15 protein-coding genes are annotated in these 16,161 nt (G+C 70.5%); 7 read left to right on the forward strand and 8 right to left on the reverse strand.

Features of this window, described 5'->3' with window-relative positions; genetic code table 11:
• On the forward strand, positions 1-1,246 hold a 1,246-nt coding region (locus B1729_RS17815), incomplete at its 5' end, for an NCS2 family permease (RefSeq protein WP_163634113.1).
• 16 nt (positions 1,247-1,262) lie between these two features.
• Here the strand turns inward: B1729_RS17815 and B1729_RS17820 are convergent.
• Both B1729_RS17820 and B1729_RS17825 read right to left on the reverse strand, forming a co-directional pair.
• Positions 1,263-2,006 carry an SUMF1/EgtB/PvdO family nonheme iron enzyme gene (locus B1729_RS17820; RefSeq protein ID WP_163634115.1) on the reverse strand — a complete coding sequence of 248 codons (744 nt, stop codon included), beginning with the start codon at positions 2,004-2,006 and terminating at the stop codon, positions 1,263-1,265.
• A complete protein-coding gene (locus B1729_RS17825) occupies positions 2,003-2,443 on the reverse strand; it encodes a nitroreductase family deazaflavin-dependent oxidoreductase (RefSeq protein ID WP_163620790.1) in 441 nt (146 codons plus the stop codon). The genes B1729_RS17820 and B1729_RS17825 overlap by 4 nt, the downstream gene beginning before the upstream one ends.
• A 60-nt stretch (positions 2,444-2,503) precedes the next feature.
• Here B1729_RS17825 and B1729_RS17830 point away from each other — a divergent pair, with 60 nt between their 5' ends.
• Positions 2,504-2,740 (forward strand): tautomerase family protein, encoded by a 237-nt coding sequence (locus B1729_RS17830; protein ID WP_163634117.1) that lies wholly within the window; start codon positions 2,504-2,506, stop codon positions 2,738-2,740.
• Positions 2,741-2,795: 55 nt separating this feature from the next.
• Here B1729_RS17830 and sucD read toward each other — a convergent pair whose 3' ends face one another.
• From sucD to B1729_RS17845, 3 genes are all read right to left on the reverse strand, one after another.
• Positions 2,796-3,698 (reverse strand): succinate--CoA ligase subunit alpha, encoded by a 903-nt coding sequence (sucD, locus tag B1729_RS17835; RefSeq protein WP_163620788.1) that lies wholly within the window; start codon positions 3,696-3,698, stop codon positions 2,796-2,798.
• A 28-nt stretch (positions 3,699-3,726) separates the two neighbouring features.
• Positions 3,727-4,890, reverse strand: coding sequence for an ADP-forming succinate--CoA ligase subunit beta (gene sucC, locus B1729_RS17840; RefSeq protein WP_163620787.1), 1,164 nt, complete (start codon positions 4,888-4,890; stop codon positions 3,727-3,729).
• A gap of 203 nt (positions 4,891-5,093) precedes the next feature.
• Positions 5,094-6,677, reverse strand: coding sequence for an FAD-dependent oxidoreductase (locus B1729_RS17845; protein WP_163634119.1), 1,584 nt, complete (start codon positions 6,675-6,677; stop codon positions 5,094-5,096).
• 160 nt (positions 6,678-6,837) lie between these two features.
• Between B1729_RS17845 and B1729_RS17850 the strand changes: the two genes are divergently transcribed.
• On the forward strand, positions 6,838-7,545 hold the full coding sequence (locus B1729_RS17850; RefSeq protein WP_163620785.1) for a TetR family transcriptional regulator: 708 nt from the start codon (positions 6,838-6,840) through the stop codon (positions 7,543-7,545).
• A 62-nt stretch (positions 7,546-7,607) separates the two neighbouring features.
• On the forward strand, positions 7,608-10,331 hold the full coding sequence (locus B1729_RS17855; protein ID WP_163620784.1) for a cation-translocating P-type ATPase: 2,724 nt from the start codon (positions 7,608-7,610) through the stop codon (positions 10,329-10,331).
• A gap of 67 nt (positions 10,332-10,398) precedes the next feature.
• Here B1729_RS17855 and B1729_RS17860 read toward each other — a convergent pair whose 3' ends face one another.
• A complete protein-coding gene (locus B1729_RS17860; protein WP_163634121.1) occupies positions 10,399-11,556 on the reverse strand; it encodes a serine hydrolase domain-containing protein in 1,158 nt (385 codons plus the stop codon).
• Positions 11,557-11,713: 157 nt separating this feature from the next.
• Here B1729_RS17860 and B1729_RS17865 point away from each other — a divergent pair, with 157 nt between their 5' ends.
• Genes B1729_RS17865 through B1729_RS17875 form a run of 3 tightly spaced genes read left to right on the forward strand, consistent with a single transcriptional unit; the run spans position 11,714 to position 14,096 of the window.
• Positions 11,714-12,895: an alcohol dehydrogenase catalytic domain-containing protein gene (locus B1729_RS17865; RefSeq protein ID WP_163634123.1), complete on the forward strand. Its 1,182-nt coding sequence runs from the start codon at positions 11,714-11,716 to the stop codon at positions 12,893-12,895.
• Positions 12,892-13,641 carry an SDR family oxidoreductase gene (locus B1729_RS17870; protein ID WP_163634124.1) on the forward strand — a complete coding sequence of 250 codons (750 nt, stop codon included), beginning with the start codon at positions 12,892-12,894 and terminating at the stop codon, positions 13,639-13,641. The genes B1729_RS17865 and B1729_RS17870 overlap by 4 nt, the downstream gene beginning before the upstream one ends.
• Positions 13,638-14,096 (forward strand): MaoC family dehydratase, encoded by a 459-nt coding sequence (locus tag B1729_RS17875; RefSeq protein WP_163634126.1) that lies wholly within the window; start codon positions 13,638-13,640, stop codon positions 14,094-14,096. Before B1729_RS17870 ends, B1729_RS17875 begins: the two co-directional genes overlap by 4 nt.
• A gap of 58 nt (positions 14,097-14,154) precedes the next feature.
• Here the strand turns inward: B1729_RS17875 and B1729_RS17880 are convergent, their stop codons facing one another.
• Both B1729_RS17880 and B1729_RS17885 read right to left on the reverse strand, forming a co-directional pair.
• Positions 14,155-14,760, reverse strand: a complete 606-nt coding sequence (locus tag B1729_RS17880) for a VanZ family protein (RefSeq protein ID WP_163634128.1) — start codon at positions 14,758-14,760, stop codon at positions 14,155-14,157.
• 188 nt (positions 14,761-14,948) lie between these two features.
• Positions 14,949-15,989, reverse strand: coding sequence for a serine hydrolase domain-containing protein (locus tag B1729_RS17885; protein WP_163634130.1), 1,041 nt, complete (start codon positions 15,987-15,989; stop codon positions 14,949-14,951).
• Between the last annotated feature and the right edge of the window lie 172 nt (positions 15,990-16,161).

Raw genomic sequence — 16,161 nt, forward strand, 5'->3', positions numbered from 1 at the left:
GGTCGCCGCGACGACGGCGCTCACCGCCGGCGTCATGACGGTGCTGTTCGGCCTGGTCACCCGCCTGCCGTTCGCGTTCGCGGCGGGCCTCGGCATCAACTCGTTCCTCGCCGTGTCGGTCGTCGGCCAGGTCACCTGGCCCGAGGCGATGGGTCTCGTCGTCATCAACGGTCTGATCATCGTGCTGCTCGCCGCCACGGGCCTCCGGCGCATGATCTTCGACGCCGTGCCGATCCAGCTGAAGCTCGCGATCACCGTCGGCATCGGCCTCTTCATCGCCTTCATCGGCTTCGTCGACGCCGGCTTCGTCACCTCGACGGGGGCCTCCTCTCCCCCGGTCGGTCTCGGCGTCAACGGCTCGGTCGCCACCGTGCCGACCCTGATCTTCGTCTTCACGCTGCTCCTCACCGGCGTCCTGGTGGCCCGCAAGGTCAAGGGCGGCATCCTCATCGGCCTGGTCACCGGCACCGTCGTCGCCCTGGTCGTCGAGGCGATCTGGAACATCGGCCCCAAGTTCGACGGCGACGAGGTCAACCCGGGCGGGTGGGGCCTGTCGGTTCCTGAGCTGCCGGCGTCGCTCGTCAGCGTGCCCGACCTGTCGCTCGTCGGCCAGGTCTCGTTCGGCTCGTTCGAGCGCATCGGCGTGCTCGCCGCGCTGATGCTGGTCTTCACGCTCGTGTTCACGAACTTCTTCGACGCGATGGGCACCATGACCGGCCTGTCGAAGGAGGCGGGCCTCGCCAACGAGAAGGGCGACTTCCCGCGCATCAAGTCGGCGCTGATCGTCGAGGGCGTCGGCGCGGTCGCCGGTGGCTTCACGTCGAGCTCATCGAACACCGTGTTCATCGAGTCCGGCGCGGGCATCGGCGAAGGCGCCCGCACGGGCTTCGCGAACGTCGTGACCGGTGCACTGTTCCTCATCGCCATGTTCTTCACGCCGCTGGTCTCGATCGTGCCGACAGAGGTGGCAGCATCCGCGCTGGTGATCGTCGGCGCGCTGATGATGTCGCAGATCCGCTTCATCGACTTCTCGGACTTCTCGGTTCTGCTGCCGGTGTTCCTCGCGGTCACCGTCATGCCGCTGACGTACTCGATCGCCAACGGCATCGGCGCGGGGTTCATCGCGTGGGTCGTGGTGCGCTCGCTCTCGGGCAAGGCGCGGGAGATCAGCCCGCTGCTGTGGATCGTCGCGGCCGGCTTCGTGCTCTACTTCGCGCGCGGACCGCTCGAGGCCCTGCTGGGCTGAGCACCGCCCCAGGCGCTCAGCGCAGCGGGGTCCAGCCGGGCGGCGTCGGGCCGTCGTACGCGGCGCGCTCGGCGTCGGCCTGCGCCGACCAGCCCTGCGCGGCGTCTGTGGCGTCGAAGCCGCCGCGGGCAACGCGGAACCCGACGTCGTCGTGGTGCATGCGCGGTGCGCCGCCGCGGCGGGTCGACGCGCGCACGCTCCAGGCGTCATCGGCGAAGCCGCCGCCGCGGAACACCCGGTAGTCGGCGTAGCGGGCCGGGTCCAGGAGGTCCCAGCACCACTCCCACACGTTGCCGAGCGTGTCGAACAGGCCGTTGAGGTTGGGGAGCTTGCCGCCGACATTCTGCGGGGCGGTCACGCCGTCGGCGCTCGTCCAGGCGATCTCGGCCAGGGGCCCGTACTGCGGGCCGGTGGAGCCGGCGCGGCAGGCGTGCTCCCACTCGGCCTCGGTCGGCAGGCGGAAGCCGTCGGCATCGACGTGCCACGTGACGTCCTCGCCGTCGAACGTGTACGCCGGATCCAGGCCCTCCCATTCCGACGCCGCGTTGCAGAACCGGATCGCCCGCAGCCAGCTGACGTCGGTCGCGGGACGTCGCGGGTGCGACCCCGCCTCGCCCAGCAGTTCGGCGAGCTGCGCCTGCGTCACGGCGTAGACCCCGATCTCGAACGGCTCCAGCTCGACGCTCCAGCGGGCCTTCCGGCGCGCGTCGTGCAGCGTCACCGTGCCGCCCGCGATGCGGGCGAGCTCGATATCGGTCACCCGTCGCGCGGCTCGAGCACGAAGATCGCGATCTGGCGGTCGGTCTTCGTCTGGTAGTTGTCGTAGTCGGGCCACACGGCGGTCGCCCGCGCCCACCATTCGGTGCGCTCGTCGCCCGACAGCTCGCGGGCCGTGTAGTCACGGCGGACGTCGCCATCCTGCAGCTCGACATGGGACCGGCGGCGCATGTTCTCAGCCCACTTGGGTTCGTCGGGCGCGCCGCCCTTCGACGCCACGACGGCGTACCGGCCATCGTGCTCGACGCGCATGAGGGCGGTCTTGCGCAGCGCCCCGCTCTTCGCGCCGACGGTGGTCAGCACGATGATCGGCACACCGCGCAGCGTGTTCGCCTTCTCGCCGTTGGTCTGCTCGAACGTCTCGGCCTGCTTGCGGGCCCAGTCGGACGTGGACGGCTTGTACTCTCCGGTCAGCGGCATGGCACCAGCGTAAAGCCGCGGCGATGAGCTTCGGGTCGTACGGACCCCTATCGTCGAGGTATGCCGAACATGAGAGTCGAACTCCTTCCCGGGCGCACCGTCGAGCAGCGCCGCCGCTTCGCCGAACTGGTGACCGACGCCGCTGTCGAGGCGCTCGGCGCCCGCCGCCAGGACGTGCGGATCATGTTCGAGGAGGTCGCCGCCGACTTCGTCGCGAACGGCGGCGTGCTCGCCAGCGAAGACGCCGACCGCGCAGGGCAGGTGTCGCGCTTCGGCGGCGCTCCGTCGGCGGGCTGAAACGACGAACGGATGCCGCGACCGAGGTCGCGGCATCCGTCCTCGTGTGTGGAGCTCAGAGCCCCTGGATGATCTCGCGCATCAGGTCGGCGGTCTCGGACGGGGTCTTCCCGACCTTGACGCCGGCGGCCTCGAGGGCCTCCTTCTTCGCCTGTGCGGTGCCCGCCGAGCCCGACACGATGGCGCCGGCGTGGCCCATGGTCTTGCCCTCGGGAGCAGTGAAGCCGGCGACGTAGCCGACGACCGGCTTGGTCACGTTCGCCTTGATGAAGTCGGCCGCACGCTCTTCGGCATCGCCGCCGATCTCGCCGATCATGACGATCGCCTTCGTCTCGGGGTCGGCCTCGAACGCGGCGAGCGCATCGATGTGCGTGGTGCCGATGATCGGGTCGCCGCCGATGCCGATGGCCGTCGAGAAGCCGATCTCGCGCAGCTCGTACATCATCTGGTACGTGAGGGTGCCCGACTTCGACACGAGGCCGATCGGGCCCTTGCCGGTGATGTTGGCGGGCGTGATGCCGACCAGCGACTCGCCGGGCGTGATGATGCCGGGGCAGTTCGGGCCGATGATGCGGGTGGTGTCGCCCTTGGACTGCGCGTACGCCCATGCCTCGGCGGTGTCGCCGACGGGCACGCCCTCGGTGATCACGACGAGCAGCGGGATCTCGGCGTCAATGGCCTCGATCATCGCGCTCTTCGTGAACGCGGGGGGCACGAACGCGATCGACACGTCAGCGCCGGTGGCGTCGATGGCCTCCTGGACCGATGCGAAGACGGGGAGCTCGACGGGGTTGCCGTCGGCGTCGGTGTGGAGCACGGTGGTGCCGGCCTTGCGCGCGTTGACGCCGCCGACGACCTGGGTGCCCGCCTTGAGCATGAGAGCGGTGTGCTTGGTGCCCTCGCCGCCGGTGATGCCCTGGACGATGACCTTGGAGTCCTTGTTGAGGAAGATCGACATTTCTCTAGGTTCCTTGTTCTCGGCTGTCTCAGGCGTTGGCGAGCTCGGCGGCCTTGTCGGCGCCCTCGTCCATGGTCTCGGCGAGGGTCACGAGGGGGTGGTTCGCGTCGCGGAGGATCGCGCGGCCCTCCTCGACCTTGTTGCCGTCGAGGCGGACGACCAGCGGCTTGGAGGCGCTGGAGCCCAGCTCGGCCAGTGCGCCGACGATGCCCTTCGCGACGGCGTCGCATGCCGTGATGCCGCCGAACACGTTGACGAAGACGCTCTTGACCTGCGGGTCGCCCAGGATGACGTCCAGGCCCGCGGCCATGACCTCGGCCGAGGCGCCGCCGCCGATGTCGAGGAAGTTGGCGGGCTTCACGCCGCCGTGGCTCTCGCCGGCGTAGGCGACGACGTCGAGCGTCGACATCACGAGACCCGCGCCGTTGCCGATGACGCCGACCTCGCCGTCGAGCTTGACGTAGTTGAGGTCGTTGGCCTTTGCCTTGGCCTCGAGCGGGTCGGCCGCGTCCTTGTCTTCGAGCAGCGCGTGCCCGGCGTGACGGAAGTCGGCGTTCTCGTCGAGCGAGACCTTGCCGTCGAGGGCGATGACGTCGCCCTCCTCGGTGAGCACGAGCGGGTTGACCTCGACGAGCGTGGCGTCCTCACCGGTGTAGACGTTGAAGAGCTTGACGAACACGTCGCTCACCTTGTCGACGAGCTCGGGGGCGAAGCCGGCGGCCTCGGCGATCTCGACGGCCTTCTGCTTGTCGATGCCCTGCAGCGGGTCGACCGCGATGCGCGCGAGCGCCTCGGGACGCTCGACGGCGAGCTCCTCGATCTCCATGCCGCCCTCGACGCTGCAGAGCGACAGGTACGAGCGGTTCGCGCGGTCCAGCAGCACCGAGAAGTAGTACTCCTTGTCGATGCGGGCGCCCTGGGCGACCATCACGCGCTTGACGACGTGCCCCTTGATGTCGAGGCCGAGGATGGCCTTGGCAGCCTCGTACGCCTCGTCGGGGGTCTTGGCGACCTTCACGCCGCCGGCCTTGCCGCGGCCGCCGGTCTTGACCTGGGCCTTGACGACGACGACTCCGCCGATCTTCTCGGCTGCGGCTCGCACCTCCTCCGGCGTGTCCGCGACGATGCCGGCGAGCACCGGCACCTCGTACTTCTCGAAAAGGTCACGTGCCTGGTACTCGTACAGATCCACAGTGCATTCCTTCGCAGGTGGCGAATGGGGTGGGATGACGCGAAAAGCGTCTCGACGTCGAGATATCGACCAGTGCCCCAGCCTACTACCGGTCATCGTCCGGTTCTGACCGCAGCGACGCGCCCGCCGTTCAGCACAGGCTGAGCGCGAGGGCGCCTCGCGCGGCTCGGGGGGGCCGGCCACGATCAGTCGGCGCTGTCCGATCAGTGTGCGACGGCCGTCTGGTGAGCGGATGCCGCCGGCCCGTCGTCTTCGATCTCCTCGCCGGGAACCCGGGGCAGCCGGGTGAGGTCGCACAGCGCCGGACCCTCGATGCGCTGCCCGTTCGCGGTGAACCGCGACGCGTGCAGGGGGCAGTCCCACGAGCGCTCGGCGTCGTTCCAGCGGAGGACTCCGCCGAGGTGCGGGCAGACGGCGCTGACCGCGCGCGTCACGCCGTCGACGGTCGAGATGCCGACGGGGTGCCCGGCGCGGCTGGCCACGACACCCTCGCCTTCCTCGGGCCGGCGGACGGGCGCCGGCGTCGCCTGGGCGCCCGCCCATCCGGATGCCGCCTGCCATCCGACGCGCAGATTCTCGACGCCGCCGCGCGCAAGATCGGCCGGCACGGTGAACCGCGTCGAGATCACATTCATCCAGTCGGGTCGTTCGCGCCGCGGCACGCGGCCGATCTCGGCCACGATGCGAAGAGCCGCGGCGGGGGCGTTCGAGAGCCCCCACTTCGCGTAGCCGGTGGCGAAGCGCACGCGGCCGAGTCCTCGCGGCATGGCGCCGACGAACGGGACGAGGTCGTGCGACTGATAGTCCTGCGCCGCCCAGGCGGCGACGGGCTCGGCTCCGGGGAAGTGCTCCTGCGTCCACGCGATGAGGTCGTCCCGGCACGCGCGGGGCGACGGGGAGCGACCGACCGGGAACCCGTTCCCGCCGACGATGAGCTGGGCCGCGCCGGCCGGTCCGTCGGCGGGGGTGATCGACCGGATCGACTTGGTCGCGCCGTCGATGGACAGATACAGCCCCTCGGGCAGCGGCGCGTCGGTGGCGAACGCGACGCACGCCGAGCGCAGTCCCCGAGTCTTCGCGAAGTACAGACCACGGTCGATGATCGGCGTCGCCGTCGCGAGCACGACCTGGTCCGCGGCAACGAACCCGGCCGACGTCTCGACGCCCGCGTGCGGCACGATGTGCGCGTGGGTCACGCGCACTCCGGTGTGGAGCACGCCTCCGGCCTCGAGGTACGCCCGCGCCATCGCCGTGAGCAGCTGCTGCGGGTCGATCGCGACCTGGCGATCGAGGGCGACCGCGTCCACGATGGGGAACGGCGACTGGGCGAGCAGGTCGGGCTCCACGCGGCGCACCGGGAGACCGGCCTCCGTCGCCGCGTCCAGTTCTGCGGCGACGGTCTCGATGCCGTCGGGGGTCTGCGCGTAGGAGTACGCGGTACGCCGCGAGTACGGCACCCCGAGCTCGTCGGCCAACGAGGTCAGCCACTGCGCGCCGTCGGCGTTGGCCTCGACGTACGCCTGCACCAGCCGTGCCGGATGATGACGGCGCAGCGTCGACAGCACCGAGCCCTGCAGCAGCGTCAGCTTGCCGGTGTTGGCCCCCGACGCCAGCTCGCCGATCTCACCGGCCTCGAGCACCGCGACGTCGCGGCCCTGCCGTGCGAGCAGCAGCGCGGTCGCGAGGCCCGTCAACCCGGCGCCGACGACGACGACCTCGCGGCGCCGGCCGGGCTCGAACGGCGTGCCGGTCACGCGGATGGGGTCGAGCTTCCAGATCGGCGTCATCTACACAGTGAACGCGCGCACCCCCGAGATGCTCCACCGGGTTGACACGCACTCGGCGGGGTGGGAAGCAGGGCGAGTGGGGAGCAGGGCGGGGAGAAGACGGCGTGTAAGACGGATGCCGTACTGGACGCACGCGCCGCGCACTAGGCTCTCCCCCGAGATGTCCGACACCGCCGCCGCCTCCGCCGCCCAGAACCTGCTGACGGGCCAGGGCGCGGCGCGCGCGGCCGTGGTCGCGGCCGCTCTCGAGCTGTTCGCCGAGCAGGGGTTCGATCAGACCTCGGTGGAGCAGATCGCGCAGGCCGCCGGTGTGTCGCGCTCGACCTTCTTCCGGCAGTTCGGCGGCAAGGACGACGTGGTCTTCACCGACCACGAGGCGCTGCTCGACCGCCTGCGGGAGTTCCTGGCGCAGCCGCACCCCGACCCGTGGGCCGCGGTGTGCGAGGCGTCCCTCTTCGTCTACGCGCACTTCGCCGCCGACCCCGAGCTCGCACGACGGCGCTATTCCGTGGTGCGCGGGGTCCCGGCGCTGCGCGATCGTGAGATCGTGACGGTCTTCCGCTACGAGCGGCTGTTCGACGAATACCTTCGTGCGTCGCTGCCTGGCCTCGATCCGCTCGACGCGGTCGGGTTCTCGGCGCTGGTCACGGCGATCCACAACCACGTGCTGCGGCGTCTCATCCGCGGACCGAAGAAGGTGCCGGTGTCAGTGTTGCGCACGGCGCTCGACGACGCCCGCCGGCGCTTCGGCGTCCTGCCGGACGGAGAGGCGGATCCTGCCGCCGAGCAGGTCGTCGTCGCCGTGTTCCCCCGCACGATGCCGACCGCAGAACTCGCACGGCGGCTCCGGGCACAGCTCGACGACTGACAGCCGCGGCGCGCCGGTCGATTCCCTGTCGAACGGCGGCGGCACGGCTGTATGTTCAACCTATGAGCGCCGTGGAGACCACCGCCGGAACGCCCGCAGAGACCGCGTGGTACAGCCAGGACCCAGATGCCGTCGTCGCCGCATTCCGCAGTGATCGCGACCGCGGGCTGACAGCCGCCGACGCGGCCCAGCGGCTCGCCGAGCACGGCCCCAACTCGATCGCCGCCGAGAAGCCGCCGTCGACGTGGCAGGTGGCGCTGAAGCAGCTCGCCGACCCCATGAACGTCATGCTGGTCGCCGTCGCGATCATCAGCCTCTTCATCAACCAGGTGAGCGTCGGCATCCTGGTCGGCGCGCTCGTGGTGCTCAACATCGTGCTCGGCACCCGGCAGGAGCTCAAGGCGAAGGCATCCGTCGACGCCCTCGCGAAGATGCAGATCCCGCAGGCGAAGGTCGTCCGCGACGGCACCCTGCTGCAGGTCGGTGCGACCACCCTCGTCCCCGGTGACATCGTGACGCTCGAGGCAGGTGACCTCGTGCCCGCCGACGGCCGCATCATCCGGTCGGCGACGCTCGAGACGCAGGAAGCGGCGCTCACCGGAGAGAGCGCGCCGATCCCGAAGGATGCCGGAACCCTCGCCGATCCCGACACCGCGCTCGGCGACCGCACCGACATGGTCTTCCAGAACACCCAGGTCACGCGCGGCACCGCGACGGTGGTGATCACCGGCACCGGCATGCAGACGCAGATGGGCCAGATCGCGACGATGCTCTCGTCCGTCAAGCCGGGGAAGTCGCCGCTGCAGCGCGAGCTCGACTCCCTCACCGGGGTGCTGGGCTGGATCGCGTGGGGCGCCGTCGCCATCATCATCATCACGGGCCTGCTGCGCGGACAGGAGATCGCGTCGGTCATCCTGCTCGGCATCTCGATGGCGATCTCGGCGATCCCGACGGGCATGCCGTCGTTCGTCCAGGCGATGCTGTCGTACGGCTCGCGGCAGCTCGCCGAGCACAAGGCGGTCGTCAAGAACCTGACGGATGTCGAGACGCTGGGTGCGACCAGCGCGATCAACTCCGACAAGACCGGCACTCTCACCATGAACGAGATGACGGTGGAGACGCTGTACTACCGCGGCGAGTGGTTCACCGTCGCCGGCAGCGGCTACGAGAAGGCCGGCGAGGTGCGCCACACCGCCGGTCTGCCGGTGCCGCAGTTCACGCAGCTCGCGCTCGGGCTCACGCTGTGCAGCGACGCGACGGTGTCGGACGACGGCGCCGTGATCGGCGACCCGACCGAGGCTGCGCTCGTCGTGCTCGCAGCGAAGCTCGGCGCCGACGCCGAACTGACCCGCAGCACGTTCCCGCGGGTCGCCGAGGTGCCGTTCGACTCGGCCTACAAGTTCATGGGCACCTTCCACCGGATCCCGGTCGACGGCAACGAGCTGCTCGTGGGCTACGTCAAGGGCGGCCCGGACGTGGTCCTCGATCGCTGCAGCTCGGTGGCCACGATGGAGGGCGTGGTGCCGATCGCCGACCAGCGCGACGAGATCCTCGAGGCCAACCGCAAGCTCTCGGAGCAGGGGCTGCGGGTGCTCGCGTTCGCGTTCCGCCGTTTCGCGCCGGACGCACCGGTGGCGGACGATCCGATGGCCGCCGTCGCCGATCTCACCTTCGTCGGCCTGGTGGGCATCATCGACCCGCTGCGCCCCTCCTCCAAGGAAGCGGTGCGGATCGCACGCCTGGCCGGCATCGAGGTCCGCATGATCACCGGCGACCACGCCATCACGGCCGCCGCCATCGGCGCGAAGCTGGGACTCGGTGAGGGGTCCGCGAGCGGCGCCGAGATCCAGGCGATGAGCGACGAGGACCTGAAGGCGGCGCTGCCGCGTCTGCACATGTTCGGCCGCGTCACCCCCGAAGACAAGCTGCGGCTCGCTCGCCTCATGCAGGAGGACGGCGCCGTCGTCGCGATGACCGGCGACGCGGTGAACGATGCCGCCGCGCTCAAGCAGGCCGACATCGGCGTCGCCATGGGCTCCGGCAGCGACGTGACGAAGCAGGCGGGGAAGATGATCCTCGTCGACGACAACTTCGGCACGCTCGTCACCGCCGTCAAGCTCGGGCGCGGGATCTACGAGAAGATCGTCAGCTACGTCCGGTTCCAGATGTCGCAGCTGTTCTCGCTCGTTCTGCTCTTCCTCGTCGCGAGCATCTTCGGCATCAACGACGGCGTGCCGCTCACGCCGATCATGGTGCTGTTCCTGAACTTCTTCGTCGCGATCTTCCCGGTCATCGTGATCCTGCTCGACCCCGTGCCGGACGGCATCATGCTGAAGCCGCCGCGCGACCCGAAGAAGACGATCGCGAACCGCGGCGCGGTGACGCTCTGGTTCGTGTACGGCAGCCTCATCTTCCTGACGACGCTCGTCCCCCTGCTGATCTACCCCGATGAGCTCAGCTCGACCGAGCCGAACGTGCCGGTGACGATGGCCTTCGTGGTCTGCGCGCTCGGCTCGATCTTCGGCGGGCTCGTCATGCGGCGCGACCCTGAGTCGGGGCTGTCCGCTCCCATCCTCACCGCCGTCAAGTGGCTGTCGATCCCGCTGGCGCTCACCGTCGTGGCCGTCGAGGTCGGCTTCATGCAGCGCCTCATCGGCACGACGAGCCTCTCGGGCGACCAGTGGCTGACGGCGCTCGGCCTGGCGCTGCTCGTGCCGGTGCTGATCGAGATCGAGAAGTGGATCCGTCGCGCTCGCCTCGCGCGCCGCGCGGCCGCCGTCGCCTGACCTGCCGGAAGCCGAACGCGCGCCGCCCGACATCGGGTGGCGCGCGTTCCCGCGTTCGGCGCCGAAGTCAGAGCGCGTCGTACACGGCGCGCAGGTAGGTGCGCCCACGCTCGGACGCCAGGATGCCGTCCGACATGCGGTTCATGACGTAGGCGAAGGTCACGCCTCGATCGACGTCGGCCGTCACGAGCGATCCGCCCCAGCCACCCCAGAACGCCACGCGCCCGTCGGGGATGTACGAGGTGGAGAGCGGATGCCGCAGCCCCCAGCCGAGTCCCCACCGAAGCGGCAGCCCGAGCACCAGGTCGACGCCGTCGACCGGCGCATCGAAGATCAGGTCGATGGCCTCGGGCGACAGCATCCGTTGTCCGTCGATCTCGCCGCAACCGGCGACGAGCGCGTTCAGCACCGCGACGGAGCGCGCGTTGCCGTGGCCACCGGCCGCGCCGATGCCCGCGGCGCGCCAGGCGCGGGTCCAGGTGACCTCGGCGCCGAGCACGGGTCCGGTGAAGGTCCGCGCGGCGGGCGAGTCGGGTGGGAGCGCCGACAGGTCGAGCTGCGAGGGCGGCGGCGGGACGACCGGTGAGACGCGGTGGTCATGGTCGGCGGGGAGGCCGAGCCAGAAATCTGCGTCGAGCGGTCCCGCCAGCTCGTCGGCGACGAAGGCGCCGAGCCCCTGGCCGGTCACGGCGCGCACCAGGCCGTGGATCAGATGCCCGTAGTCGAGCAGGTGGTAGCCCGACGCCGCCCCGGCCGGCCACCACGGCGCCTGAGCCGCGAGGCGGTCGGCGGCGGCATCCACGTCGATGATGTCGTCGGGTGAGACCGGCTGATCCCAGCCCGAGACGCCGGACGAGTGCGTCAGCACGTGGCGCACGAGCACGCCCTCCTTGCCGGCGGCACCGAATTCGGGCCAGTACGCGGCGACGGGAGCATCGGGGTCGAGCAGGCCGCGATCGATCAGCAGCAGTGCGGCCAGCGATGAGACGGTCTTGGAGAGCGACCAGACGTTGGTGATGGTGTCGCGCCCCCATGCCCTGGTGCGCTCGGGATCGCTCCATCCGCCCCACATGTCGACGACCGGGTAGCCGTCGACGAGCACGCACAACGAGCCGCCCAGTTCCTCCCCGCTGGCGAGATTCGTCCGGAAGGCGTCGACGAGCCCGGCGAACCGGGCATCGGCGTCCCCGTCCACCGTCACTGCGGGCGCAACGCTGCTCGACATCCTGGTCTCCTTCGACGCTCGGGCTCCGGCGGCACTGCCGGGTGGACGCGAGCATACCGCGCGGTCGGTATGCTTGTCACTCATCGCCCCTGGAACGATTCGCGAGAGGCTGGTGTTCCGCCGCCGATTGCCGGTGGCGTCACGACGAGGAGGTCGGATGAAGATCATCGGAGCGGTACTCGAGGTGTCGGGCGCCCAGCCGCCGTTCGCGCAGACCAGGCCGTTCACCGTCGGGGAGCTCGAGCTCGACGAACCAGGCCCGGGCGAGCTGCTCGTGCGCATCGAGGCCGCGGGCGTCTGCCACTCCGACCTCAGTGTCGTCGACGGCAACCGCGTGCGGCCCGTCCCGATGCTGCTCGGCCACGAGGCCGCGGGCATCGTCGAGCGGGCCGGCGACGGCGTCGACGACATCGCGTCCGGCGAGCGCGTCGTCATGACGTTCCTGCCGCGATGCGGCGACTGCGACGGATGCCGCACCGACGGGCGGCTTCCGTGTGCCCCCGGCACGGCGGCGAACAACGCCGGAACGCTGCTCGGCGGCGGCATCCGCCTGCATCGTCTCCGCGGTGGGGACAACGGCGGCGGCGAGGGACACGGCGCCGGCGGCCAGGTGCAGGACGTCCGCCATCACCTCGGGGTCTCGGCGTTCGCGACGCACGCGGTCGTGAACCGCGCGTCCGTCGTGCCGGTGGATTCCGACGTGCCGGCCGAGATCGCGGCGCTCCTCGGCTGCGCGGTGCTGACCGGCGGCGGCGCAGTGGTCAACGCGGGCCGCCCGGCGTCTGGCGACCGCGTCGTCGTGGTCGGGCTCGGCGGGGTCGGCATGGCGGCGCTCCTGGTCGCCGTCGCCCTCGGGCACGAGGTGGTCGGCGTCGACAACGTGCCGGGCAAGCTCGAGCACGCGCTCTCGTGCGGGGCCGTGGAGGCCCTCACGCCGGCGGAGGCCGTGGACCGCGGCATCCGTGCTCCCGTCGTCATCGAGGCGGCGGGAGCCGTGCGCGCCTTCGAGACCGCCCTCGCGCTCACCGCACCGGGCGGCACCACCGTCACAGTGGGGCTGCCGGCGCCCGACGCCCGCGCGAGCGTGTCGCCGCTCGCGCTCACTGCCGAGGCGCGCACGATCGTCGGCAGCTACCTCGGATCCGCGGTGCCCAGCCGCGACATCCCCCGCTATGTCGAGCTGTGGCGCGCGGGACGCCTGCCGCTCGAGCGCCTCGTCTCGTCCCGCATCGGCCTCGAAGACCTCGACGCCGCCATGGACCGGCTCGCCGCGGGCGGCGAGCTGCGCCAGTTGATCCAGTTCGACCAGCAGAGAACCTCCGAAGGGAACCACGCATGACCAGAACCGCCATCGTCACCGGCGCCGCGCGAGGCATCGGCGCCGCCACCGCCCAGCGCCTCGCCGCCGACGGCAACGCCGTCGCCGTGCTCGACCTCGACGAGGCGCAGTGCGCCCAGACCGTCGGCGCGATCACGGATGCCGGGGGCCGGGCTCTCGCCGTCGGCGCCAACGTCGCCGACGCGGCGTCGGTGGAGCGCGCCGTCGCACGCGTCGCCGAGGAGCTCGGTGCGCCGACGATCCTCGTGAACAACGCCGGGATCATCCGCGACAACCTCCTGTTCAAGATGACCGAGGACGACTGGGACGCGGTGCTGGCGGTGCATCTGCGCGGCGCGTTCCTGATGTCGCGCGCGGTGCAGGAGCACCAGGTGAAGGCGAACTGGGGCCGCATCGTGAACCTGTCGTCAACCTCGGCCCTCGGCAACCGCGGGCAGGCGAACTACGCGGCCGCGAAGGCCGGCATGCAGGGCTTCACCAAGACCCTCGCCATCGAGCTCGGCCGGTACGGCGTCACCGCGAACGCGATCGCGCCGGGGTTCATCGTCACCGACATGACGCGATCCACGGCCGACCGGCTGGGCGTCGGATTCGAGGATTTCATCGCCCACAACGCCAACGAGATCCCGGTGCAGCGCGCCGGCTACCCCGACGACATCGCCGCCGCCGCGTCGTTCTTCTGCTCCGAGGAGGCCGGATTCGTGTCGGGCCAGGTGCTGTACGTCGCCGGGGGTCCGCGCGCATGAGCATCGTCGTCGACTCCCCCGCCGCGCTCGCCGACGCCGTCGGCAGCACCGCCACCGGCGACTGGTTCGCCGTCGACCAGCAGCGCATCCAGGCGTTCGCCGACGCCACCGAGGACTGGCAGTGGATCCACCTGGACGCCGACCGCGCCTCATCCGGCCCCTTCGGCGCGACCATCGCGCACGGATACCTCACGCTGTCGCTGCTGCCGCGGCTGACCGCGGGACTGCTGTCGGTCGACGGCACCGCGATGGTGGTGAACTACGGGCTCGACAAGGTGCGGTTCCTCCAGCCGGTGGTCGTGGATTCGCGCGTGCGGGCCGTCACCGAGGTCGCCTCGGCCGAGCCGTCGCCGCAGGGGTACCGGGTGAGCCTGCGCACGACCATCGAGCTCGAGGGCTCGGAGCGCCCCGCGCTCGTGGCCGACACGGTGGCGCTGTTCGTCCCGGAGGCCTGAAGTCGGCGCAGAGCCGGGGGCTGGACCTCCGGCTCTGAGCCGCCGCGGCTCGGAGGACTCAGGGCCTCTCGCCCGGGCTCACCGCGCTGCCCGGCTCGTGGCCGATGCCCGAGCCGGGCGGGCGGAAGTGGATGGGCGAGGCGACGAAGAGCGCCACGGCGAGCAGCGCGGCGATAGTTCCTGTGACGCAGATCCGGATCAGGATGCCGCGGCCACCGGCCGGCAGCCGGTGTCGTGCGAGGGCGACGAGGCCGAAGCCGATGAGAGCGCCGGCGGTGTTGACGAGGACGTCGGTGACGTCTGTGCTGCCGATGGCCAGCACGAACTGGGTCGCCTCGAGCGCGAGGCTGACGACGGCAGTGACGCCCGCGAGGCGGCGCCAGCTCCACCGCGGTGCGAGAAGGCCGAGAAACAGGCCGAACGGCACGAAAAGCAGCAGGTTGATGAGGACCTCGGACGGTTTGCTGGCGCCTTGCTCGGCCGTCGCGAGGAACGGCACGAGCTTGATCACGCGATCCACGCCGCCGACCCATGGGAGCTCGAGCTTCCAGAGCACGATCCACACGAGCAGGAGGATGTACACCGCGAACGCCGTGATCAGGCGGAACGGGGCGGCACCTGCGGTGGTGGCTTCCCGCTCGGACGGCAGTGCGGTGGTCGTCATGGCGTCCCGGTCTCCGGATCTGATCGGGGCTGGAAGCCCGTCGTGCGCCCCTTCTCGACGAGGAGGGTGATCCCAGTGAACGGCACCGGATGTTGCGTCCGCGTATGCGAATCCGCGGGGCGCAGCGAAACATGGTGCGATGCGGTGGCCCCGCGGCTCCTCAACGACAGGATCGCCCGGCCTCTCCCCTAGCTTTCGTCCGGGAACTTCCCCCTGACAGTTCCGTCCATGGCATCCGCGAGGGCGTAGACCACCGGCCAGGCGCCCTCAGAGCTGTTCCCGAGTACGGTCACCGTGGTGCGTGTCTCCGGAATGTGCGTGGACCGAAACGATGCGCCTGCGTCGTAGCCCTCCAGTATCAGAGACGAATTCCGGCGGCCCAGCCACAAGCCCATCCCGTACCGCTTGTGCTCGGCCGGCACGTCGAAGCGGGGACGGATCATCTCGGCGAGTGTGTCGGGCGTCACGATCCGGCCATCCAGCAATGCGTTCCAGAACCGGTGCAGGTCGTCGGCGGTGAAGTACATCCCGCCGTCGCCGTTGCCCCGCACCGGGAGGTGCAGCACGTTGGTGCGGTTGCCCTCCTCGTCGAGGTAGCCGAGGGCGGCATCCGCAGGGAGGTCATCGGAGCGGAGAAATGCGGAGCCGGCGAGTCCCGCCCGGTCGCACACTTCGGTCTGGACCAGTTCATGGAAACCGCGGCCGCTGACGCGCTCGGCGACGAGCGCGAGCACCACATAACCGCCGTTGCAGTAGGAGAATCGCTCGCCGGGCGGGAACTTCTGCGGGAAGCCGTCGAGGGCGGGCAGGAACGCCTCGGTGTCGGCGAGCGCATGCAACGGCAGAGAGAAGATGTAGTCGTCGATCTCACCGTCGTCTTCCTCGTCGAGGTAGTCGCCGATACCGGAGGTGTGGGTGAGCAGGTGCTCGATCGTCACCGCGTCGTCGATCAGGGGCAGGTCGTCGCCCAGAATCGGACGCACGAGGTCCTGCAGACCGAGCAGGCCGCCCTCGACGAGTCGCAGGATCGCGAGCGCGGTGAAGCCTTTGTTCCCGCTGGCGGCCGAGATGCGAGTGCTCGGCGTATTCGGAACCCGGAGGGCACGGTTCGCGAAACCCTCGCAGCGCTCGAGCGTGCGCCGGTCGCCGACATCGATGGTGAGCACCCCGCTGAACGACTCCACTTCGATCGCGGCGTCGAGCGCCTCGGAGGTGATGGGAATGGTCATTGTGGGATCTCCAACCGGCTGAGCTGACGAGGGGAACACCGCGAGTGATTTCGAGTCCATCACGGATCGGATCCGAATACTCAGCACTCTCGGTTCCGTGCTTTATCTCCGAGCACTCCCGGTGGTAGTGGCGGTATGGCCGGTGCGGCAGCCGGTCGTTCATCGTGCCGCG

The organism is Microbacterium sp. B35-04, assembly GCF_010634885.1.
In the GTDB taxonomy this organism is placed as follows: domain Bacteria; phylum Actinomycetota; class Actinomycetes; order Actinomycetales; family Microbacteriaceae; genus Microbacterium.

Bases quoted from the DNA above. Each gene is read 5' to 3' on its own strand.
- B1729_RS17865 (WP_163634123.1), top strand. From the start codon at position 11,714: ATGAAGATCATCGGAGCGGTACTCGAGGTGTCGGGCGCCCAGCCGCCG.
- B1729_RS17875 (WP_163634126.1), top strand. From the start codon at position 13,638: ATGAGCATCGTCGTCGACTCCCCCGCCGCGCTCGCCGACGCCGTCGGC.
- B1729_RS17845 (WP_163634119.1), bottom strand. From the start codon at position 6,677: ATGACGCCGATCTGGAAGCTCGACCCCATCCGCGTGACCGGCACGCCG.
- B1729_RS17870 (WP_163634124.1), top strand. From the start codon at position 12,892: ATGACCAGAACCGCCATCGTCACCGGCGCCGCGCGAGGCATCGGCGCC.
- sucD (WP_163620788.1), bottom strand. From the start codon at position 3,698: ATGTCGATCTTCCTCAACAAGGACTCCAAGGTCATCGTCCAGGGCATC.
- B1729_RS17855 (WP_163620784.1), top strand. From the start codon at position 7,608: ATGAGCGCCGTGGAGACCACCGCCGGAACGCCCGCAGAGACCGCGTGG.
- B1729_RS17880 (WP_163634128.1), bottom strand. From the start codon at position 14,760: ATGACGACCACCGCACTGCCGTCCGAGCGGGAAGCCACCACCGCAGGT.
- B1729_RS17860 (WP_163634121.1), bottom strand. From the start codon at position 11,556: ATGTCGAGCAGCGTTGCGCCCGCAGTGACGGTGGACGGGGACGCCGAT.
- B1729_RS17850 (WP_163620785.1), top strand. From the start codon at position 6,838: ATGTCCGACACCGCCGCCGCCTCCGCCGCCCAGAACCTGCTGACGGGC.
- B1729_RS17885 (WP_163634130.1), bottom strand. From the start codon at position 15,989: ATGACCATTCCCATCACCTCCGAGGCGCTCGACGCCGCGATCGAAGTG.
- B1729_RS17830 (WP_163634117.1), top strand. From the start codon at position 2,504: ATGCCGAACATGAGAGTCGAACTCCTTCCCGGGCGCACCGTCGAGCAG.
- B1729_RS17825 (WP_163620790.1), bottom strand. From the start codon at position 2,443: ATGCCGCTGACCGGAGAGTACAAGCCGTCCACGTCCGACTGGGCCCGC.